The sequence below is a fragment of the Brevibacterium sp. GP-SGM9 genome (assembly GCF_047300845.1).
Taxonomy (GTDB): domain Bacteria; phylum Actinomycetota; class Actinomycetes; order Actinomycetales; family Brevibacteriaceae; genus Brevibacterium.
The window spans coordinates 138,519-159,756 of the sequence record NZ_CP178563.1 but is presented as its reverse complement, the minus strand read 5'-3'; the positions used below and the strand labels follow the sequence as shown (position 1 = coordinate 159,756).

Genomic DNA, 21,238 nt, shown 5'->3' with positions numbered 1-21,238 from the left:
TCAGGCGCGTTCTGCGAGGATCTGTTCGGAGACCCTGTGCACCTCGGCGACGATGCGTCCCGGGACCTCGGGGTCCGTGTCCGGAAGCACACCGTGGCCGAGGTTGAAGACGAAGCCGCGGTCGAGTTCGAGTCCCTGTCGCACGATCGCCTCGATGCGCGGGGCCAGTGCCTCCCACGGGGCGAAGAGCAGCGCGGGGTCGAGGTTGCCCTGCAGGGCTTGGCCGGGCTGGACGCGGGTGGCGGCGTCGGCGAGGTCGACGCGGAAGTCGACGCCGACGGCCGAGGATCCGGCCCGGGACATCGAGGTCAGCAGCTCACCGGTCTGGACGCCGAAGTGGATGCTGGGCACCTCGTGGCCGGCCAGTGCGGCGAAGACCGCGGCGGAGTGCTCGAGCACCTGGTTCTCGTAGTCGCGGCGGGACAGGTATCCGGCCCAGGAGTCGAAGAGTTGGAAGGCCCTGGCCCCGGCCGAGAGCTGGACGTCGATGAAAGTCGCGGAGATGCGAGCGAGTTTGGCCAGCAGGGCCGCGAAGCTCGCAGGATCGGCAGCCATGAACGACTTCGTCTTCTCATGGTTCTTGCTCGGCCCGCCTTCGATGAGGTAGCTGGCCAGGGTGAACGGGGCTCCGGCGAAGCCGATGAGCGGGGTGTCGGCATCGAGTTCGGCGACGACGCGGCCGATCGATTCGGCGATGTCGGGGATGTCCGCGGGGTCGAGCTCCGGAAGGGCGTCGACGTCGGCACGGCTGCGGATGGGGTCGGCGATGACCGGGCCCTTGCCGGCCACGATCTCGACATCGACCCCGGCCGCTTGGAGGGGAACGACGATATCGGAGAAGAAGATCGCGGCGTCGACGCCGTGGCGGCGCACGGGCTGCAGGGTGATCTCCGAGACCAGCTCGGGGTCACGGCAGGCCGCGAGCATCGCAGTGCCCTCCCGCAGCTTCCGGTACTCAGGGAGGGAACGTCCGGCCTGACGCATGAACCAGACAGGGGTGCGGGTGATCGGCTCCGAACGCAACGCCGACAGCAGGGGTGAAGTCATGGTTCCATCCTCCCATTCTTCGCATCCCTTGGCCCACCCGGTTCCGGTTTCAAGACGCAGTGACTTGACTCTCACATTCCGTGGTCCGTGCCGGAAAACTCTTGCCGCTCGCACGGCGTGGACGGTTCTCCTCGTTCCGGGGCTGATCTATCGTGGCAACTGTGGTCAACACCTCACCTCTCAATCGCATCCCGGCGGAGTTCACCGCCGTGACCTCGGTTCTGCGCGAAGCGCGGAACACGAACAATGTGTCGATTTCCGAGATCCCGGCCCCGGCCCGTCTGGCGCCGTACTCCTATGCCCTCGGCGCCGAGGTGCGTGCCGATGAGACCTTCCTGCAGGCCAGCGACGAGACCATCGACGAGTTGGCCACCGGCCGGATCGTCGTCCTCTACGATCCCAGCTCCCCCGAGGAGTGGGAGGGCCAGTTCCGGATCGTGTCCTATATCCGTGCCGAGCTCGAACACGAGCTGGGCAATGAGACGATGCTCGGCCATGTGGCGTGGAGCTGGCTCGAGGAGGCGCTCGAGTCCAACGACTGCGAGGTCGTCGCCGCCGGCGGCACGACGACCCGGGTGCTCTCGGACAGCTTCGGAACTCTGGCCAGTCGTCCGGCCACGATAGACTTGGAGCTGCGTGCTTCGTGGACCCCGGTGATCGCCGAGCCGGATCTGATCGGCAATCACTTCGAAGCGTGGATCGATCTGCTCAGCACAGTCGCCGGACTGCCACCTCTTCCTGAAGGAGTATCAGCCCTGCCCGGGCGTCGTCGATGACAACTGAACTACCGCTCTTGGCCACACCCGCTCACGGCATCCCCGACGTCGTCGACACCCAGGATGGCTTCTCCGCAGCCTGCAGCGATCTCAACGCGGCCACCGGTCCGATCGCCATCGACGCCGAACGCGCCTCGGGCATCAGGTATGGCCAGCGAGCGTTCCTCGTCCAACTGCGCCGTGAAGGTGCGGGAACCTTCCTCCTCGACTCCGAGACTCTCGGCGACCTCAGCCCGCTCAACCCCGCCCTCGGCGAGGACGAGTGGGTCATCCATTCGGTCACTCAGGATCTGCCCTGCCTGCAGGATCGCGGCATGCGGCCCGGCGCCCTCTTCGACACCGAGCTCGCCGCACGTCTGCTCGGCTGGGAGAAGTTCGGCCTGGCCGCGGTCGCCGAGCGGACTCTCGGGGTGCGACTGGCGAAGGAGCATTCCGCGGCGGACTGGTCGAAGCGACCGCTGCCCGAGGAATGGCTGAACTACGCCGCCCTCGATGTCGAAGTGCTGCTGCCGATTCGGGACATCCTCCACGAGGCTCTCGTCGAGGCCGACCGGTGGGAGTACGCCCAGCAGGAGTTCGAGCATCTGCTCGATTTCGAACCCAAGCATCGCGCTGAACCCTGGCGGCGCACGCATGGTCTTTCGAAGATCAAGTCGCGTCGAGACATCGCCCGCGTGCGGGAGCTGTGGATCGCCCGCGACGCCATGGCCTCTGAGGCGGATGTGGCACCGACGAAGATCCTGCGCGACCGGGATCTCACCGCTCTGGCGCAGTCGAGGGTGCAGTCGAGTGATGACATCATGCGCGACTGGCCGAAGCTCTCTCGTGCGGATTCGGGTCGTCTCTTCCGTGCCTACCGCAAGGCCGGTCGGCTGTCCGTCGATGAGCTTCCCTCCCGGCGCGAGTCCGGCGAGGAGCCCAGAGAGCGCAGCCCCTTCAGCCATGCCGATCTCAAGGATCGGGTTGCAGCGCTGAAGTCCGCGATGGGCGAATTGGCGGACGAGCTCACGATGCCCCACGATGTCCTCCTGCAGCCGGCGATCGTCAAGTCACTCGCGGCCGTCGGACGAGTGGATGTCCCGGCCTTCCTCGCCGAGCGCGGTGCCAGGGACTGGCAGATCGAGCTGAGCACCCCCGTACTCACGAAGACGCTGGAGTCCCTCCCCCGCGCCTAGCGGTCCTGCTGACTCAGCCGGCGGTTCGTGCCCGTGCACGGAGACGATCGGTCACCTCGGCGGGGAGGTTGCGGAGGATCTCGCGCGCCATCGTGGCGACGTCGAGGCCCGCGTGGTCGAGGATCTCCACACGGCTTCCCTGCGGCAGGAATTCAACCGGCACACCGAGCTCGAGGACCCCTGGACGCAGCTGCGCATCACTCAGTTCGAACCGAATCTGAGCCCCGACTCCCCTGCCTTCGATTCCGTCCTCGATCACGGCCACGAGACTGTGATCCATCGCCAGGTCGATGACGCTGCCCGGCACCGGCAGCACCCACCGCGGATCGACGATGCTCACGCGCACGCCGTCCTCGGCCAGCCGATCGGCGAGTTCACCGGCGCGCTCGGCGAACGGTCCGACGGAGACGATGAGCACATCGGCATCTGCACCCTGCGGTCGTTCGCGGAGGATGTCGACGCCGTCGTGCAGGCGGCGAATCGCGGCCACATCGGCGCCGACGCTGCCACGCGGGAAACGGATCACGCTCGGGCCGTCCTCGATCGCTACGGCCTCGTTCAGTTCCTCGACCAGCCGCGCGCCGTCGCGCGGTGCGGCAATTTGGAGTCCGGGTACGAGGCGCAGCAGCGCCATGTCCCAGATTCCGTGGTGGCTGGGGCCGTCTGGCCCGGTGATTCCGGCCCGGTCGAGGACGAAGGTGACCGCCTGCCTGTGCAGGGCGACGTCCATGAGCACTTGGTCGAAGGCGCGGCTGAGGAAGGTTGCGTACAGACAGACGACGGGGTGCAGGCCGCCGAAGGACAGACCGGCGGCGGAGGCCACAGCGTGCTGTTCGGCGATGCCGGCGTCGAAGACCCGGTCCGGGAATGCCTCAGCGAACTTCGCGAGCCCCACCGGCTGCAGCATCGCCGCGGTGACGGCGACGATATCGTCCCTGGTCTGTGCGATCTCGAGGATCTCGTCGCCGAACACCGATGTCCATGAGGTCTGTGTCGATCTCGCCGATTGCCCCTTCGACGGAGCTGGCCGTCCCGTGTATGGGTCGATGACACCCACGGAATGGAACTGGTCGGCATCGTCGTTGAGCGCCGGGTCGTAGCCGTGACCTTTTTCCGTGATCAGGTGCACGATGATCGGGCCACCGTCGTACTGCCGCGCCCGCTGCAGGGCCTCCTCGACCGCGGCCAGATCATGACCATCGACAGGTCCGAGGCACTTGATTCCGAGTGCGCCGAACAGTCCGTACTGCGGCTGGACCGTCCCCTCTCGGAACGAGCTCGTCTCATCATCGGACCGGACTTCCTTGTGGCCGGGCGATCCTGCTTGGCCGGGCGATCCCACGTCCCCGAACGATTCTGTCTCCCCGCCTGATGCGGTGTGTGATGCGGTGCGCAATCGGCCGAGGTGGTCGGCGATTCCACCCACCGTCGGGGCGTAGGACAGGCCGTTGTCGTTGACGACGATGACGAGTCTGCGCGGCGGGGTCGACTTGTCCGCGGCGATCGTGTTGAGCGCCTCCCAGGCAAGGCCTCCGGTCAGTGCCCCGTCGCCGATGACCGCGACCACGTGGCGGTCTGTCTCACCGCTGAGCCCTCGGGCCTTGGCGATGCCGTCGGCCCAGGACAGGGACGCCGAGGCGTGGGAGTTCTCAAGGACGTCGTGGTCGCTCTCGCTCCGACTGGGATATCCGGAGAGACCGCCGCGTTGGCGCAGAGTCGAGAATTCGCCCCTTCGTCCCGTCAGCAGTTTGTGCACATAGGCCTGGTGGCCGACGTCGAAGAGGATGGTGTCTCGCGGGGAGTCGAAGACCCGGTGGATCCCCATCGTCAGTTCGACCACGCCGAGGTTGGGCCCGAGATGTCCTCCGGTGCCGGCCACCGTGGCGACCAGGTGGTCGCGGATCTCCTCTGCCAGCGTTTCGCACTCGGCACCGTCGAGCTTGCGGAGATCTGCCGGTGAGGCGATCGACTCGAGGAGGGTCATGCGGCGCCTTGCTCCTGAACTCTTCGCTGACGGACTGATTCCACTCGAACCATCGTAGCGCGGCCCACTCCCCCCGCCCGAAGAGTCCACGTTTCACGGCCTCTGCATCGAGACACTTCCTGCCGCACGTTCCCGGCACGCGCCCGCCCAGCCCACACGTCCTACAGCGAGTGACATAACGCACCGTAGCACCGGGTGGTTATGTCACTCTCGCGATGATTTGCTGAGCTTGACTCTCCGAGGATCGCCGTCCATGCGAGGCCGCAGGAGCACCACGAGCGCCGTCATGATGAGGGCAACTACTCCGGCCAACGGGAACATGACGGCAACGAGTATCCATAGGAGCGCGCCGCCGATTCCAGTGGAGTCCGAATACACTGCCTGAGCCGTCGACAGACTGCTCAGCAGGTTGGCGGAGACCAGGGCGAAGATGGTGATGATGCCGAGAGCATAAGCGACGGGGACGGAGGTGGCCACGGTCGAGACAGGTCGGCGGATCCCTACCAGTGACACGGCCCCGATGATTCCGGCCAGCGCCATCAGACCGAACTTCACTTCCCAGGTTTCGCCTGTCATGACATCGGCGGGGGCGAGAAATTCGACGGTGAGGACGGTGATGACGATGAGACTGGCAACAAAAGACAGCGCCCAGGCAGCAAACGCGATTCTCGTGCGACGACGACCGCCCTGTTGAAAAGCGCCGTTGACTGCCGCAGGGGTCTCCCCTGCCGCGGGGGTCTCCCCTGCCGCCGACGTCTCTCGAAGGCGAGGGGCTGCATCTCGCTTGGATGTGGTCAGCCAGACGACCACGCCGGCCAGTAGGAATGGGTAGACCAGAATCCCGATGTACGGGAGGAAGGCCAACGGTGTGAAGACGATGGAGACGATGTCGGCAAGCGAAGTGTCGGCGTCGTAGATCACCAGACCGACGAGCTCAACAAGCCCGGCGCCCAGGACGACGATGACACTGACGAGCGCAAATGCAGACCGGACCCCTGCGGGCAGCCCCCGTCCGATGATGAGTGCGCACGCGGCAGCCACCGCAGCGAAGAAGAACCCGCAGAGACTCGTCACCCACGGCCGGCCAACGAAGTAGCTCTCTGACGCGATGTGCATGCCCACGTAGCCGGCCCATGCGACAAGGTGAACGGAGTAAGCGACTATGAGTGCGCCGAAGCCCAGCGGCCGCTCCTGCACCGACCGCCCGCGCTCCGACGCCGACGACGATCGCGCTGATCCACCACCAGGACCCTTTTCCATGCGCTGATCATCGCACACACTGCGGGTCCAATGATGCAGCCACTCGTATGTCTCTGCACCCGGTGCGACAGCGACTCACCCCGCCATCGCGTGCACGTCCTACAGCGAGTGACATAGCACCCCGGAGGAACGCGTGGGTATGTCACTCTCGCGATGATTTGCTGAGCGCGGGCTTCGGGCGGCCGTAGCCAACGGAGCAACCGGCACCGCTACCCGCTCCCACGCCGAAACTCGCACGTCCTACAGCGAGTGACATAACGCACCGAAGGAACGCGTGGGTGTGTCATTCTTGCGAGGTTACGGGGGCTGCAGGCCATAAACACCCGAGTGGGTGGCTCGGCCGCGTCCCCGGAACGGCGGCCCCGCCCGACGGAGTCCGGGCCGGGCGGGGACGCGACGAGGGCCGGTGGGAATCAATCCCACCGGCCCTCGACCGTTCTCACTCAGCGACCGCAGTCGCCGCGTTCATTCAGCGACCGTACTCATTGAGCAACAGCCGCGACCGCGATCACGCAGCGGCCGCAACGACCGCCGCGCAACCGTCAGGCCGCCTGCCTGAATCAGTCGGTCGCGAGCTGACGCAGCACGTACTGAGACATGCTTCGATGACCAGTCTCGCCCGTAAGACCACGACCTAAAAACAAAACACCCGGTCACAGAGCCAAAGTGCGCTCAAAATCGACTACCGCTCAGTTGATGAAGAACGTCAGTCGACATGCTTCCATTGCGGTACTTAAGGCGAATCGGCAACTCATCGATTGTGGACTTCGACCCTGTAGTCGAGCGGTCACGATCACCAGCAGTGCGCCGACCTAGCGGCCGCATCCGGCACCGACGGCCGGAATGCTGGAATGCTGCGCCGTGCCGTTCTGCTGAACCGACAGCCCGCCGGAAACGAACTCCGCGGCCTCGTCCTGCAATTCTTTGATGGCCTCAACAATGTGGAGCGCAGTGTCGGAGCCGTAGTCGAAGGACGGGGTCAACCGCCGCATACGGTCTAGAACCTCATGAACGCTGAGCTGATCGAGCAACTGGGCGATCTGCTGTGCGTCCGGTGCTCCGTCCACTTGGCTGAGCCATTCGGGGATGGCCATCCGTTCAAATGTGGCACCGAGCCGGTTCTTGTACCGCATCCCGGCAGTGGACATGGATCCGTCGATGATCGCGCGAAGTTCATCAGCGTGCCCGGCCACGATCTCGAAGTGCACGGGTAGCACAGGCTCCATTGGCTCTGTTCCGGTGAGGAGACGTGGCACGGCCTGTGTCCGCACCTAGTCAGTGATCTCCGCAATCTCCGTCATGAGGACAGGCCAACGATCGGTGCCGGGCAGCGTCGTGGGTATCTGCCCCTCGGGGTACATCGTGATCAGACGTACCGGTGACCGCAGGCGAGTGGTGCCGTTCCCAAACAGAAGGTTCAATGCCATGCGGTGTGAGCGGGAGTCGGTCCGGCGAGCAGATGATTCCGATCGTCGTCTGGGGATTAACGAATCGGTAGTGTCCTTGGTCAGTCATTCACTGATTCTAGGTCGCAGTTTGCCCACCGAAGTTCCGCGTCTGCTTGAGACTACGGTTACAGATCTCGAATTTCATCGTACATGGCATGGTTGGTGCCCCCTACCCATCCAGAGCCGATGAAGAAGAATGATTCTGAGCGAGCAAGCGTCTGCTAGTTTCAAACCGTTATGCGGTACGTTTGAAATGCGCGGGTCGATGGAAAGGGAAAGCATGGCGACGATCCTGGATGTCATTGACAATTTCTTCTATCGAGACGACGACATTCGGGCGATGCCCGCATCCCGCATCCTGGAACTGGGCGACGAAGTCCGTAAATTCACATCGAGCAACGATCCGACTGAGCGTTTGCGCGAAAACGTTCAGTACCTCGGAGGGTGGCCCTCGGCAGACTCACTGAGAATCGGTTCGGGCGTAGTGCGATCGAGTCTCCTATTTACAGAGCAGGTCCTGGTCAAGGATCAGATCGCCGACTGGTTCAGCAACGAAGCTCGCCTGAACGAGCAGTACCTGTCGTCCGCTCCAGGGTGGTACCTACCGGGAGAGGGCCTCAAGATCGCAGAGACGCGCGCATTCTTGGCGCGAGTCTTACCTGCCCTCCGGGAGGCGCGACCGCTTATCGAGGGCGGGATCATGGTGCTCGCTCCCATGGAGATTCAATACCACCAGCAGCAGGACGATATCGAGAGACTTCGAGACGAGCTTGCTGACTCGCTTTTGACCGAACCCATTGCGCTTGCTAGGAGGTTCCAACCCGAGGACTTGGCGAAGCACGACGGGGAACGTGGCATGTTCGTCTTCGCCGGCGGAGCATGGGAAGAGCAAACTCGTAAGACCTTCCTAGACGCATTGACCTATTTCTCTCGCGAGTACGTCTCTGCGAATGCTTATGGAAGTACCTACTGTGCTCCGTTCGAGTACGAACGATTCGTGTGCCGCGAGGGAATGGGAGCCAGGAGCACAAAATCCGATCTCGTTCGAGAATGCCTCATACGTTCCGAGCTCCCGGTGTTCTCGGGACTAACCTCGGAGAAATTGAGCCGAGTTCACAACGATGACAGCTTCGGCGAGTTCAGGCGGCAACTCTTCGAAATCTATTCCGAAGCTCCCGTAGAGGCGACCAAAGAAGAATTCGAAGCATACCTCCACGAGCAGGAGCAGGTGATGCTCCGGCCGATTTTGGAAGCCGCTAGAAAGGAAGCCGATCGCGGTCTCCTCTCTAAGATGGGGCTCTCTCTTCGCCAGAACTCGTTTCAGATTCTCGCCGGACTTGGAATCGGCGCAGCCACGGGTAGCATGATTCCACCACTAATTACCGGTCTAGCCGCAGCAGCGGATCATTTCACGAGTGGGGCGCGAAATCGACACAACCGCACTTCGTGGACTGCACTAGTCAGCCATTCCGCTTCCCTAGAAGAGGAAATGCCGGCCGCAGAGAGATGCGTAGGTACATTCGATTCACCTGCACGGGCGGACGATGACCATCCGTGGGGCATTCCGCGCGAACCGACGAACTCCGTCCTAGTGACCAGAGGTATGATTCACGCCAATTGGTTCCCACCGTTTGCTCTCGCCACAGTAGACGACGGTGTCGATGGCTACCGCGAAGGCCCATATCAGCCCTGTCCATGCGGAAGCACCCGACGTTACAAGTTCTGTTGCCAGGAAGTCGATCGAGCCTTCGGAGTCGCGAAGTAGGTCTGAGCGAGTTTCTGGTCCCTTGACCGCGATAGGGATCGCCCAGTGGCTGACGATATGCACCCGCCTGGCTGGCCATAGCCGTGGCTGTCGGCGTTGCTTGTCCGGCTCTCTCCATATGCTCGGTCAAGTGTTCACACACAACCCTAAAGCGCACGAGGAATGGCTAAGTAGGCGCGTAGGGCTCTGGGAGTTGCCCCTCCGCACCAAGTACAGAAACGGCAACTTGGCTCTCGGTCAAGGCGAAGCAGCTGAGGGCACTGGGGCGAAGATCTTTCGTCCCTACCGCACTCACAGCCCAAGCCTCGGTGAGTGGCTCCGCGGGGAGAAGCCGAATGCCACCGCCGGATGATGCTACTGAGGGGCTCCCGTGGAGGGCATGGCCACATCAATGTGTTCTAGTTGGTGATTTACTATCGAAACCGCCACGAATTTGAACTTGGACTGGGAACCGCTCCCCTGGTCGACCTCCCGAACACCGTCGAATCAGCCGTTGTACTCCGATGAGGTGTTCATTAGCCACGAGCTCTTGCCGTCAGTCTCGGCTATATATGAGACCATCGGACCAGGCAAATCCCGGTTCGATACCGTGTTTCTCAGCCAGCTCCTTAAGATACGCTGATTCCGCCTCGGCAAGCCCAGGGTCGAACGTCGAATGCTCCGAACTTGCCGCGACGAGGTACCGCACCCAGCATCGGTGCCGTTGTGACCAACGCGCGATCAAACCGGGGTAAAACATTAGCCACAACCCCTCGATTTCGAGAGTTTGATTAACGGCCGGAAGCCCTGCGTGCAGCGCAACGCGCGGATCCACTGAAAGCCCTACATCGGTTGCGAGATCGAACGGGTGGATAGTCAAGAAGACTTCGCGGGACGGATGCCCGACCGCATGTTTTGAATTGAGTTGTGCTTCCGCCTTCAGTACTGCTTCCTCCAGCTTTATCAGCGCATCTTGGTAGCGCTCGATTTGAACACTATGCACATCTTCGGGCCCACCTTTGCTGTGGAATTCGCGCCAATCACCGCCTGCCGACTTTACCTCGACAATTGCATATCTCTTCCCATCGAAAAGGCGGTCTGCATCGTCGGACAGCTCGAAATCGAAGCCTCCGTCGGTATCCAGAACATTTATCGTACTGCCGTACGCTCCCAAAACAATCCCAGCCAGGTGCTCCCCCGATTTGACCTTCAGGTTCGGCGCATCAGGGAGCGTTGCTAGCTCCCTGGCCGCTGCCACCAATGTGCCTCCCGCTATTACCTTGACGCGGGGGTTTCGTTCCGGCGCTACCTGCAACTCCGTGGTGTTTTCATTCAACCCCCATACTGGACGCGACGCTCGAACACTCTCGTTTGACATGTGACCAGGATAGGCGGCCAACCCCGACCCCTGTCGCGGCCGCACATACGCCCGCCCCTCCGTCCTGGTCAACCTAAGCCGCGCTCGTACCGACGACGAAGATCGCGGCCATGGCCAAGCTCACGAGGGTCGCTCCGAGCATCCTGATCACGATAATTTCGCCGAGGTCACGCGAAGGACGCTTAGCCCGTCCTTGCCGAGCGTACTGTGCTTCCATAATCTATCGAACGCCCGACAGATGCGTAAACGCTGCCAGGAACAATCCGGCGAAGATCGCGATCCCGCAATGAGACCGTCAGAGGGAGCTGATCCTTCACCCGAACTTGACCCTGCGCACGAGAATCGCAGCCAGAACAAGTTCCATCGACCTCACTGAGGGAGACGTATGGAGCCTGCCCGTCCTCCAAAGTTCCAGACTGAATAGAAATGAAGAATCGGATCGAGTTCTAGTGGCCGGCCGTCGTCAGTTTTGGCCAGCGGGAACCGGCGCTCGCGAGAGCACAACCGAAGGAGTGAGTTCGAGAGCTGCGCACATCTCGTTGAAGTGGTCTGCGTCAACGGCTTCGATGAACTCGAACACTGATCTGAGGACAGTAACCGATTCGCCAATGCCGACTGGCCTGTCGATGTTAGCTTCCTCGTTATGCGACTGGCGGTGCACGAAGCGAGTGATCCGTTGTCGAAGCGGATCGGATACGCTCTGCTCCCGGAATGCTCGACGCATTGATCCCTCGAAATCTCCAAGTTTGCTTGGGTACTTGAACGCGAGGAACGCTTCGAGCATCTGTCGGGCAGCGTTCGGAATGACAGCAGTTGCCTCCATCTCTTTGGCGAGGTCGCCGTCCGAATTTTCTTCCCGAAGGACGTCAGCGATTCTCCAGAAGAGGTAGTGGTACTGCGACCTCAGCTTCGTGCGAAGTTTCTTATCCGTCCACGAGAGTAGCACCGGTGCCCGGCGGGCGCTCCCGTCGAAGACCTCTTTATAGCGGGTTCGAAGCTCATAGATGGAGTACGGGCACAATTTCTTCAATTGCGGCGGAAGTCGATCCAGCTGGTTGCTCCACATGCGGAACAGCTCGAAACTGTGTGTAAGGAGGAGCACTTGGTGTTTCGCGCCGTTGCCGACGAGCGCGCTCCACAGGTGGCTCGACGCCCCGACCAGAATCTCCTGATCCAGGCTGGACACGGGGTCGTCGATGATTACTGTCGCATCGAGGTCCTTGGTTTGCTCATCTCGGAGGCTGCAGAGGAAGTACAGCAGCGAGATCGCTGTCCGCTCGCCTTCGCTCAGTGCAGTCGCCGGCTCCCCATGGCGCTCGATCGAGTATTTCCCGTCTTGGTTCGCGAAAACGAGCTCGTCGCGCCCGAGGAGACAGGCGACGTCCCGGGTCAGCTCTTCTGCAAGCGGCGATGCGTCCAGCTCCGTCACATTCAAACTCGTGCGTTCCTGCTCGAGACGCTCCTGCTCACCCTGAAGGTTCTCTGCCAGCTCTGAGTTGGTCTGCGCTCGCTGCTGAGATTCTCGGTAAGTATCCGCGATGGCTGCGAGTCGCCCAGATTCGACCCGCCGGGCCGCAGCCGCGACGACTTTCTGGTAGTCAGCAGAACGCGCGTTGTGCCGACTTAGCAGTTCATTAACCTGCTCGAAGGATAGCTCCGCCCGGCCAGGAAGCGCACTTAGACGGACGACGCTGAAGGGCGACGCTTGCTTCTCCGCGAGGGCGGATCTCAGGGAAACGACGCGCCTCTGGTACTCGACGATAGCTTCTTCCTGGGACCGCATCGCCTTGTCGTGGTTCTCATGAAGGTCTGAGTATAGGCGGCCGCGGTCCGGCGCGAAGGTAAGCGGCTCGGCGACCGCGGCATGTTCGGACTCGAGGCTGCGGTCGAGAGCACTTACTCGGTCCTGAAGGCGTTTGAAACTCTCATCGAAGTGCTTATCGAGCGCTCGGCGACGTTCGGGAGTGACCGGGCTGGCGCAGAAAAGGCATTCACCGCGATGCTCGTGGAGCTGCACCCCTCGCTGGACCCAACGTTCCGCGCTCGCGTCTCCCACGAGCTCGTCGAGCGCGGTGCTCGTGATCGTTTGCCCTAGAACCTCAGAGACCTGCTCTTCGAGACACCTCAGGTCGAACCTAACCGGCTGAATCAATCCTACGGGCTCCATGCGCCGGCCCTGGACGACGCGTAAATCGGCAGCCATCTCGGAGTCGGATCGGCTGTCAGCCTCTAGATCTATCGAGAGAAGAGCTTCCTTTAGCCGTCGTGCGTCGTACTTACGCGATTCGTATCGACCGCCGGCTGGCTGCAGCTCCTGGCTAATGGTTCTGGCCGTGTCCGTAGCGAGCTTGTTCGCGGCTCTCGTCGCTTCCGTAAACGCCTTCTGGGCCTCGGATAACTCACCGGGGATCGCTTCCAGACGTGGGTTGATCTCGGCCAACCGTTTGTCCCGCTCCACGTTTGGCTCGCCCAAGACCAGGAGTGGAAGCACGTCACTACGGCCTTCGACGTCGAACAACAAATTCCGGCTCACGAAATCCTTGTTGAACACCCTCACACGCGACCAGAAACTGTCCGCGCGATCTTTGATGCGACGAGTCGTCCTATCCGGTCCGGACTCTTCCAACTGGACCTCTAGGTCAGTGAGGTCCCGTCCAGACATCTGGGCGAACACGCGCGCAAGCGTGCTCTTACCGCTTCCGTTGCCCCCGTAAATGACGTTAACTCGCGCAAAGTCGTCGGTCCCCGCAGACATCGACCACCCGTCCAGGATGCCTGCGCCTCGGGCACCGCTGACCTTGCGAATCCTTCGCATCACGAAAGGAGCCGTGACGTGTCGGCGCGCACGAGGACAGGTCGTCGGAATTGCAAGCGGCACATCTTCATCGAGGTCCCTAACCGACAAGAGCCTAAGCTCACTGTCTAATTATCTGGAAACAACATAGTCCCCTAATGATCCCAGATGAAGTGGTGCCGTGCCGGGCGACACACGCACCCAACCCGTAAGCAGTCCCCACGCCAGCATCGATCGGCCGGCTACGGCTTAGGATCACGGCTCGGCATCCATTTCCGTAGTCCATCCAAGGAACTGGAAATTGAGGTTGCAGATTTCCTCAATTGAAACCCTCGCCGTTCTCAATCCCACTATCCACGGATTGGAGTTGTGACCGAAGGAATCGATACGTTCAAACTCTCCGCCAGTCAACCACGGTGCACCATGTGCCGCGCCGGAAGCAATTCGCCAGTTCTGCAATAGGTCTGCGGAAATACTCCCAAGGTCCGATGATCGAGCGGAAGTAAATTGTACTGACTTGCCTCCTCGCCGTGGCGATCGAGGTACGCAGACGACCTACCAGACGGAACATTCGTGCCCCGGTCCCGTACTAAACTTTGAATCCAAGTCCGTAATGGCCAATCTTGCGGGGCATAGGCAGTACGAGTTGCCACCTGAACGTGATCGTGATCTGGTCTGCCAACGATTCACCGAGCATCTCTCCGATCTCGATGGCTCCCATCTTTGAGATGATGATGCCTGAGACAACCATTGCATCTGTGTCAACGTCGTGTCTCCTAGGGCAAACTGATCAAATGCAGGATGCACTCCGCATTCAAACCAAGAGGATCGGTCTCACTAGGGAAGGAGCGAAGTTAGATTTTTCAGTCTGTACGCCCCGCAGCGTCATGGGAACGCACCAAGTTTCACTTAGGTGGTGTTCGCAACACCGAACTATGCGAAACGACTTGGACCAGCGGGTCTGAGGCGAGAGGGTAAGGAGCGCCTCCTTAGGAGGCTTCGGTCATGACTACCTCGTGCTCGAACCATTCGTGAGTAAAGGTTCGCGTCCCATTGAGCAACCGCTTCAGGCATAGACGGGCCATTGCCGCTCCAAATTCCTTTGCGCGGATGTTAAGAGCGACGTCGCAATCGATGAGTCGGGTTTCAATTTCACTCGTCGTCAGAACTGCCGTGCGTATTGACTCCGGTTCAATAAGCTCGGTGTACAGCTTCTGGGAACGTGCGGCCATCGACAGAAGCGTCCCTCCGTGAACAACCAGATCATACGATTTCCCCTCGCTGATTCGTCGTGAGAAATCGTCAGAAAACAACCACGAATTCGGGTCTGGAGAGACCGTGAACACATCAGGTTCCAACCCCCGCACGGTGCACCAATCCTCGAACGAGTCGATGAGCATCTGAGACCACGAATACTTGTCCAACGGCTCGAACGCGATGAGGAAGGGCGAAGTCACTTCACCTTGCTGTTCGAGCCCGTCGAGTGCCTCCGTTAGCATCTTCCAATAGTCAATCTCGATCAGTCCAGCCAACCGACTGTCCGGCAACCCCTCAATTCGACCGGCGGTAAATACGGTCGATCCATTATCCAGATTCTCGCGCAAGGGACCGTCGCTCAAGCACGCGTCTACGATCACCACCGCAGCGAACTGTGTCCACCGCCGCGGTTCCTTCGCATCGGAAATGATCGTCAGGTCGTACCCATACTGTCCCAGCTCGTCTGCGACCGACATCGCAAACGCCATGTAAAACTCCATCCCGAGCACCCGCCGGGGAATGTAGATCCCGACGTTGAGGCTCGACCCGCTACGAAGAGACTGCGCGGGTCGATTTGGCGAGTATCCCAACTCGGCCGCCCCTTCGAGGATCTTGGACCGTGTGGCCTCGGCAACTCGACCTTGCCCACGTAGCGCATCAGACACCGTTGTCACGGACAATCCGACGTGAGCGGCGAGATCATGCAGCGTGGGCGAGGGGCGCGTCATATGGGAACAGTATCAGCACCGATGACGAGCGTCGGACCGCTTGCCCTTCGGTCAGTCAGACAGCCGTTAGCGGCCGAGCTCTTGACACGGAGCTAACGAGCATGACTACACTTCATCAATGCCGGAACGTTCCGGCATATGGCAGTCAAACGTTTCGAAGGTTGATGCACATGTCAAAGAAGACAAGTCCCACCCGAACGGTCAGAGCAATCATTGCTCTTGCCACCGTCCTCATACTCTTCCCACCCCTGCACTGGATCTTTGGCCAAGCCTGGTGGTCATTTGCCTACATCGTCGGCAGTTCTGTTCTCGTCGCGGCATTGGTTCTCATTCTCAACAGGATCACTCTCACCGCTGAGGGAGGCGACTGAGCATGTGGATCACGTTCGGCATGATTGCCGTCTTCTTCATTTTCGTCATCATCGTCATGGAGCGCACCTCAGCCAAAGACTCTTCCTTCTCTAACTACGCAACTGGCGGCCGGTCGTTCAACTCCGTCTACGGAACCGCCGCGTTCATCAATACCTGGTTGCCGGGTACCGTCTTCATTTCGTTCGCAGGGCTCACTGCTGGCAGCGGCGTGACAGGGTTCTATCTGGTCCAGTACAGCGTCTTTGCCGCCATCATCATGTTTCTGTTGGCCAAGCCCGCCTACCTCTGGGGAAAACGTTACGATCTCCGTACCCAAGCAGACCTGCTCGGACTCCGCTACGGCTCGACGCCAGTCCGCGTTATCGCAGCAATCATCGGGGTCGTTGCATCAGTCCCATGGGTCGTTCTGGGAATGCAGTCGCTGGCGCTTATTTTCAGCTTCTCGTCCGACGGAGTCATCGGGCCCGTGCTCGCCGTTGTCCTGGGTGTCGTCGTTCTGACGATCCGACAGATCTGGACTGTCAAGTTCGGTATGCGAGGCGTAATGATTTCCGACTTGATTCAGGGAATCGCCGCGTACTTGATGGGATTCGTAGTCATCTTCGGACTCATCGTCTGGCTCATCGCCAACAACCACGGATTCGCCCAAGTCGACCCTGCGCTCCTCATTCTGCCTGGACCGGGAAGCGAGCTTGGTCCGCTCTATCTATTTTCGCTCGTTCTTACTGGAGCTCTGGGTGGATGGTGCTGGCCGGACATCTTCGTTCGCCTCTTCACACAGAACGGTGTGAACACCATCCGGCGCACATCCGTCCAGGCAGTTCCGATCCTGCTCATCTTCGCCACCGCACTCAACGTGATGGCACTGCTAGCTTCCTCAGTGCCAGAAGTCGCCGCAGCACCAGATACCGTGTGGTTCGTCTTGGCTTCATTCGGAGGTCCCCTACTGCTCGGCCTCGCCGGCATCTGCGTATTGTGCGGTTCAATGGGCAACGTCGGCGCGAACCTCCAGGCAATCGGAGCCATGACCGCCAACGACATCATCGGACCGATGAGGAAGCAAGAGATTCAGAACGCACGGATCGGCAAGATCTCCGTTGCTGCTGTCACGATCCTTTCCTCGCTCGGGGCGCTGGCAACCGCATCTACCACAACAGGGCTCGTGTTGTGGGCCCAAGTTTCCTACCAAGGAATCTGCCAGCTCGCCCCGACACTGTTCCTTGGCATCTTTTGGCGACGAACAACTGCTCTCAGTGCCATCCTGGGAATGGTTCTCGGCTTCGGTACCGCCGCGATCGTGCAAATCTTCTATCCGATCTCCGTGCCCTGGCTAGGCGGGATGACCTCAGGAATCGCCGGGCTAATCGTCAACACCGGAGTGATGGTCGCAGTCAGCCTGCTCATACCCAATAGCGCGAATGAACAGAATCGAGTCGACAACCTCTTCGACGAACTCAACCAGAATCAGAAAGATGAGAAGCAAGCATCATGACACATGCAGAACACACGACTACACGCAGGACCGGCTACATTTGGCACGAAAGGTTCGGATGGCACGATACCTCTACCCACGTCGGCTTCCTCCCCGCAGGCGGCTTGCTTCAGCCGCTGGAGCACTTTGAAAGCTCGGCGTCGAAGACCCGAATGGCGAGCCTCATCGAAGTCAGCGGACTTCGGAGAAATCTGACTAACTTGGAATTTGACCTTGCCTCAAAGGAACAAATCCTTTCGGTACACACGGAAGATTACGTCGACCGCATCATCGATCAGAGCAATTCTGGAGGCGGTGACGCCGGTGACGGCACCTCGCCCTTTGGCCCTGGCAGCTATGAAATCGCACAGATGGCAGCCGGCGCAACGACTTCGGCGCTCCTTAACGTGCTTGACAGTACCGTCGACAACTCGTACGCGCTTGTACGTCCCCCTGGCCACCATGCGGAGCCCCAACAGGGTCGCGGGTTCTGCATACTCTCGAATGTCAGCATCGCAATCGAAGAAGCCAGACGTCAGGGAAAGGCACGTCGAATAGCCATCGTCGACATCGATGTTCACCACGGTAACGGAGCACAGAAGATCTTTTGGGATGATCCAGAAGTATTGACGGTCTCCGTCCACCAAGACCGCCTGTTTCCTCTGGACAGTGGGATGTTCGACGAGACCGGGAGTGAGGAAGGCAGGCGAACCAACATTAATCTTCCGCTTCCTGCCGGGTGCGGCAACGGCGCGTATGTAGCCACTGTGGCCGAGAACGTCGTCCCAGCTCTCGAATCGTTTCGCCCCGAAGTGATCATAGTCAGTTGCGGATTCGACGCGTCGATGGCTGATCCTTTGGGTCGGATGTGCGTTACAGCCGCAGGCTATGCGCAGATAACTAATGTCCTCATGTCTGCGGCCGATTCACTCTGCGAAGGAAAGCTCGTCTTCTCGCATGAGGGAGGCTACTCACCTGCGTACGTCCCGTTGTGCGGACTTGCTGTGGTTGAAACTCTAGCTGGCATCGACAAACTCACTCCCGATCCGTTCGTCTGGGCATTCGACGAGTATCCCGTTCACGAGGTAACTCATGACCAACGGGATGCTATCGACCAAGGGCACCACGTCGTTCAGGAGGCGATTAAGTCGATGCGCTAAGGCGCAAATCGATCGCCCAAGTCAACCTGAGGGGCCCGTTCATATAAGCAAGAACGGACCCCTCATGTTGGCGATTCAAACTGGCTCAGAACGGCTGGTGGCCCTGTTCAACGATGAACGAGTACTCCTCACCAGTTTCCTGCTCCAAGGCCAACTGCGCACCGAGCTCACCAATCGCAGGTGACGTCTTGAATCCCTTCCCCGAGAAGCCGGCCATGACGAGGACGTTGTTCATTGACGGATGCTCGCCCACATACTCGATGCGAGACTGCGTATACGCCTCGAAGTATGGGTTGATTCTCATTGGATACGACTCGAGGCTCGGGAAGAAATCATGGACGAGTTCACGCACCGCGGTCAGATCCGATTCAACGACTCGAACGTCAGCTTCATCAGGAGATTCGACCGCTTTGTGATTGCCGAATCCGAGTCCGAGCTTCATCGCCGCCCCGTCGGCTGTCGGGAGTCCGTACGAGTAGTTCGGGGCAGCCCTGATGTACGGAATGAGCCCGGACAGATCACGACCAGGACGAGGAAGGAACCACGTCGACAGCAGCCGGCGAGGAGCCAGCAACGGCGCAATATCGGGCAGCAACGCAGACGTCCACGCACCGGCCGCTACGACCACCTTGTCGAACAATTCGTCGCTGTCGCCAGTCGTCACCCGCACCTGAGCTCCGCGCTGTTCAACCCTGGTCACTCTGGACTCTGTGCGAATTGATGCCCCTTGTCCGAGGGCAGCGTTGGCTGCTGCTTGGATCGCACGATCTGGATAGATGGTCCCAGCGTCACAGTCGAGGACTCCGAACTCGTTCTCATGAAGGTTGAAGTCCGGGTACCGGCGTCGCAGGTCTTCCTGCGAGAGCACCTCGGCTCGGTCGCCGAGAAGCTCGGCCGATCCTAGAGCTGTTGTCGATGCAACAGTGCCTTCTTCGACGATCGTCAACGCGCCATCAAGGGAGCGAAGTCGTGGGAGGGCAGTCTCCTGCAGCTCGTTCCAGAGTTTGTCAGCACGTTGGACCACCGGGAGGTACCGCATGTCTTCGAGTTCGACGTACCTGAACAGACGTGATTCCCCGCCTGCGGCTCCCCGTGGATGGCCGGGGCTGTAGAGCTCGTAGCCGACGGCATCGACGCCTCGCCGAGTCAATTGCCACAGCACCTGTGAGCCGATAGTTCCCGTTCCGATGACTGCAATGCGAGGTGTGTTCATTGGGTCCACTTCCTTTAGGTTCGAGAGTCAGTCCAGTCCGGCGTATAGATTTCGTTGTAGCGGCTTGCGCACGAGGAGCAGGATCAGTCCCACGAGAACTGCGACAGTACCGATACCGGCGAAGTACGCATTATTCGGGATGGCCGCGAAGAGTTGTCCGAGCAGGCCGGATAGCGATGAGCCGAGTGCCAGCGTCAAGAAGTTCACTGCGACCATCTGAGCGGTAAAAGCTTTGGGCGCGATTTGTGTCGCAAGTGCAAGTCCAATGGGTCCGACGAAGTTCTCAGAACTGCCGACGATCACCATGAAGAGCAGGACCAGAAGCACCGGAATTGCTTCCTGGTACACCAACGCGGAGATGAGAAGGATGAACAAGAAGCCCAAGCCGATCTGGATCATGCCGATCGAGAACTTTGCCCCGGCTCGTGGTTGCCGTGCACCCAGCTTCTTCCACAGGGACGCGATGAGTGGCGCGGCCAACACACCCGCTAGCGGGCTGACCATCGCGACCCACCCGACAGGGAAGGACCACCCGCCGAGGTCACGATCCACCCGGTCTTGGATGAGGATCGAAACGGCGGTGAACTTCTGGAACAGGAATCCGAAGTACAAGCCAGCAGCAAGGAACAAAGGAATGTACGCTCCAACTCGCCGCTTCTCCGACCTGGAGACCTTCTTCGACGCGAGCATCACCCCGAAATAGATCGCCGCCGCGACAAGAGCGACCACCGTGGCTACGGTGGAGAGGCTCTCCGCTGCCAGCACGCCGGTCCACGAGGCGATGATGATGGCAATGATCGCGACAAAGGTCAGGCAGATGGCATTGCGTGCACCCGTTCGCGACAGGGGGCGAGTGATCTGAGCGGCACGTTCTGGGAGGTTCCGTGACGAGAACACGTATTGCACGAGGGCGACGATCATTCCAATAGCGGCGAGAGCAAAGCCGGGGTGGAAGCCCCAGCTCTCCTGCACGAACCCTGTAGCGAGAGGCCCGAGGACTGCGCCGGTGTTGATCGCCATGTAGAAGTACGAGAAACCGGCGTCCCTCCTGGCGTCCGTCTCGTTCTCGAGGACGAATCCGACGATCGAAGTGATGTTGGTCTTGAGCGCTCCCGTTCCGAGAATAATGAGGACGAGACCGACTGAGAGCCCGGGCATTCCCGGGACGAATGCCAGCGCGATATGGCCGAGGGCGATGACTATTCCGCCGATGAGAACGAGCCGCTTCGGGCTGAGGACACGCTCTCCCAACCACGCGCCGACGAGCTGGGCGATGTATACCGCTCCCCCATACGCGCCGACAATCCCTGCCGACGCAGCTGACCCCAGAGCCAGGCCGCCCTTGTCGAGCTCGTAGAGGAGGTAGAAGGCCAGGATGCTCTGCAGGCCGTAAAAGGAGAATCTCTCCCAGAGCTCGGTGAAGGCCATGCC

General features: G+C 60.6%; 15 protein-coding genes. 6 read left to right on the top strand and 9 right to left on the bottom strand.

Going from position 1 to position 21,238, the window contains the following annotated elements; all coding sequences use genetic code 11:
* Positions 1-1,047 carry a uroporphyrinogen decarboxylase gene (hemE, locus tag ACH82I_RS00645; protein ID WP_413334809.1) on the bottom strand — a complete coding sequence of 349 codons (1,047 nt, stop codon included), beginning with the start codon at positions 1,045-1,047 and terminating at the stop codon, positions 1-3.
* Between the two features lie 161 nt (positions 1,048-1,208).
* Here hemE and ACH82I_RS00640 point away from each other — a divergent pair, with 161 nt between their 5' ends.
* Together ACH82I_RS00640 and ACH82I_RS00635 are read left to right on the top strand one after the other, a co-directional pair.
* Positions 1,209-1,823 carry a DUF3000 domain-containing protein gene (locus ACH82I_RS00640; protein ID WP_230744240.1) on the top strand — a complete coding sequence of 205 codons (615 nt, stop codon included), beginning with the start codon at positions 1,209-1,211 and terminating at the stop codon, positions 1,821-1,823.
* Positions 1,824-1,840: 17 nt separating this feature from the next.
* Positions 1,841-2,998, top strand: a complete 1,158-nt coding sequence (locus ACH82I_RS00635) for an HRDC domain-containing protein (protein ID WP_413334808.1) — start codon at positions 1,841-1,843, stop codon at positions 2,996-2,998.
* 13 nt (positions 2,999-3,011) lie between these two features.
* Here ACH82I_RS00635 and dxs read toward each other — a convergent pair whose 3' ends face one another.
* The 3 genes from dxs to ACH82I_RS00620 all read right to left on the bottom strand — a co-directional run bounded on the left by dxs (position 3,012) and on the right by ACH82I_RS00620 (position 7,450).
* Positions 3,012-4,982, bottom strand: a complete 1,971-nt coding sequence (dxs, locus tag ACH82I_RS00630) for a 1-deoxy-D-xylulose-5-phosphate synthase (protein ID WP_413334806.1) — start codon at positions 4,980-4,982, stop codon at positions 3,012-3,014.
* A 204-nt stretch (positions 4,983-5,186) separates the two neighbouring features.
* Entirely contained in the window at positions 5,187-6,098 is a 912-nt protein-coding gene (locus tag ACH82I_RS00625) for a hypothetical protein (RefSeq protein WP_413334805.1), read from the bottom strand.
* A gap of 956 nt (positions 6,099-7,054) precedes the next feature.
* Positions 7,055-7,450 carry a hypothetical protein gene (locus ACH82I_RS00620; protein WP_413334803.1) on the bottom strand — a complete coding sequence of 132 codons (396 nt, stop codon included), beginning with the start codon at positions 7,448-7,450 and terminating at the stop codon, positions 7,055-7,057.
* A 436-nt stretch (positions 7,451-7,886) separates the two neighbouring features.
* Between ACH82I_RS00620 and ACH82I_RS00615 the strand changes: the two genes are divergently transcribed.
* On the top strand, positions 7,887-9,455 hold the full coding sequence (locus tag ACH82I_RS00615) for a YecA family protein (RefSeq protein WP_413334801.1): 1,569 nt from the start codon (positions 7,887-7,889) through the stop codon (positions 9,453-9,455).
* Between the two features lie 535 nt (positions 9,456-9,990).
* Here ACH82I_RS00615 and ACH82I_RS00610 read toward each other — a convergent pair.
* From ACH82I_RS00610 to ACH82I_RS00600, 3 genes are all read right to left on the bottom strand, one after another.
* Positions 9,991-10,812: a hypothetical protein gene (locus ACH82I_RS00610; protein ID WP_413334799.1), complete on the bottom strand. Its 822-nt coding sequence runs from the start codon at positions 10,810-10,812 to the stop codon at positions 9,991-9,993.
* A gap of 463 nt (positions 10,813-11,275) precedes the next feature.
* Positions 11,276-13,567, bottom strand: a complete 2,292-nt coding sequence (locus tag ACH82I_RS00605) for an AAA family ATPase (RefSeq protein WP_413334797.1) — start codon at positions 13,565-13,567, stop codon at positions 11,276-11,278.
* Between the two features lie 1,028 nt (positions 13,568-14,595).
* A complete protein-coding gene (locus tag ACH82I_RS00600) occupies positions 14,596-15,591 on the bottom strand; it encodes a LacI family DNA-binding transcriptional regulator (RefSeq protein WP_413334795.1) in 996 nt (331 codons plus the stop codon).
* A 170-nt stretch (positions 15,592-15,761) separates the two neighbouring features.
* Here ACH82I_RS00600 and ACH82I_RS00595 point away from each other — a divergent pair, with 170 nt between their 5' ends.
* From ACH82I_RS00595 to ACH82I_RS00585, 3 genes are read left to right on the top strand one after another with little or no spacing between them, the layout of a single operon-like run.
* Complete coding sequence (locus ACH82I_RS00595; protein ID WP_413334793.1) at positions 15,762-15,962, top strand: hypothetical protein; 201 nt, start codon at positions 15,762-15,764, stop codon at positions 15,960-15,962.
* A 2-nt stretch (positions 15,963-15,964) separates the two neighbouring features.
* Positions 15,965-17,455: a sodium:solute symporter family protein gene (locus ACH82I_RS00590; protein ID WP_413334791.1), complete on the top strand. Its 1,491-nt coding sequence runs from the start codon at positions 15,965-15,967 to the stop codon at positions 17,453-17,455.
* A complete protein-coding gene (locus tag ACH82I_RS00585) occupies positions 17,452-18,594 on the top strand; it encodes a class II histone deacetylase (protein ID WP_413334790.1) in 1,143 nt (380 codons plus the stop codon). The genes ACH82I_RS00590 and ACH82I_RS00585 overlap by 4 nt, the downstream gene beginning before the upstream one ends.
* An 85-nt stretch (positions 18,595-18,679) precedes the next feature.
* Here the strand turns inward: ACH82I_RS00585 and ACH82I_RS00580 are convergent, their stop codons facing one another.
* Entirely contained in the window at positions 18,680-19,807 is a 1,128-nt protein-coding gene (locus ACH82I_RS00580) for an FAD-dependent oxidoreductase (RefSeq protein WP_413334788.1), read from the bottom strand.
* 27 nt (positions 19,808-19,834) lie between these two features.
* On the bottom strand, positions 19,835-21,235 hold the full coding sequence (locus tag ACH82I_RS00575) for a peptide MFS transporter (protein ID WP_413334786.1): 1,401 nt from the start codon (positions 21,233-21,235) through the stop codon (positions 19,835-19,837).
* Between the last annotated feature and the right edge of the window lie 3 nt (positions 21,236-21,238).

Coding starts and splice junctions, on each gene's coding strand:
- hemE (WP_413334809.1), bottom strand. CDS start 1,047: ATGACTTCACCCCTGCTGTCGGCGTTGCGTTCGGAGCCGATCACCCGC.
- dxs (WP_413334806.1), bottom strand. CDS start 4,982: ATGACCCTCCTCGAGTCGATCGCCTCACCGGCAGATCTCCGCAAGCTC.
- ACH82I_RS00625 (WP_413334805.1), bottom strand. CDS start 6,098: ATGCACATCGCGTCAGAGAGCTACTTCGTTGGCCGGCCGTGGGTGACG.
- ACH82I_RS00615 (WP_413334801.1), top strand. CDS start 7,887: ATGATTCTGAGCGAGCAAGCGTCTGCTAGTTTCAAACCGTTATGCGGT.
- ACH82I_RS00610 (WP_413334799.1), bottom strand. CDS start 10,812: ATGTCAAACGAGAGTGTTCGAGCGTCGCGTCCAGTATGGGGGTTGAAT.
- ACH82I_RS00605 (WP_413334797.1), bottom strand. CDS start 13,567: ATGTCTGCGGGGACCGACGACTTTGCGCGAGTTAACGTCATTTACGGG.
- ACH82I_RS00600 (WP_413334795.1), bottom strand. CDS start 15,591: ATGACGCGCCCCTCGCCCACGCTGCATGATCTCGCCGCTCACGTCGGA.
- ACH82I_RS00595 (WP_413334793.1), top strand. CDS start 15,762: ATGTCAAAGAAGACAAGTCCCACCCGAACGGTCAGAGCAATCATTGCT.
- ACH82I_RS00590 (WP_413334791.1), top strand. CDS start 15,965: ATGTGGATCACGTTCGGCATGATTGCCGTCTTCTTCATTTTCGTCATC.
- ACH82I_RS00585 (WP_413334790.1), top strand. CDS start 17,452: ATGACACATGCAGAACACACGACTACACGCAGGACCGGCTACATTTGG.
- ACH82I_RS00580 (WP_413334788.1), bottom strand. CDS start 19,807: ATGAACACACCTCGCATTGCAGTCATCGGAACGGGAACTATCGGCTCA.
- ACH82I_RS00575 (WP_413334786.1), bottom strand. CDS start 21,235: ATGGCCTTCACCGAGCTCTGGGAGAGATTCTCCTTTTACGGCCTGCAG.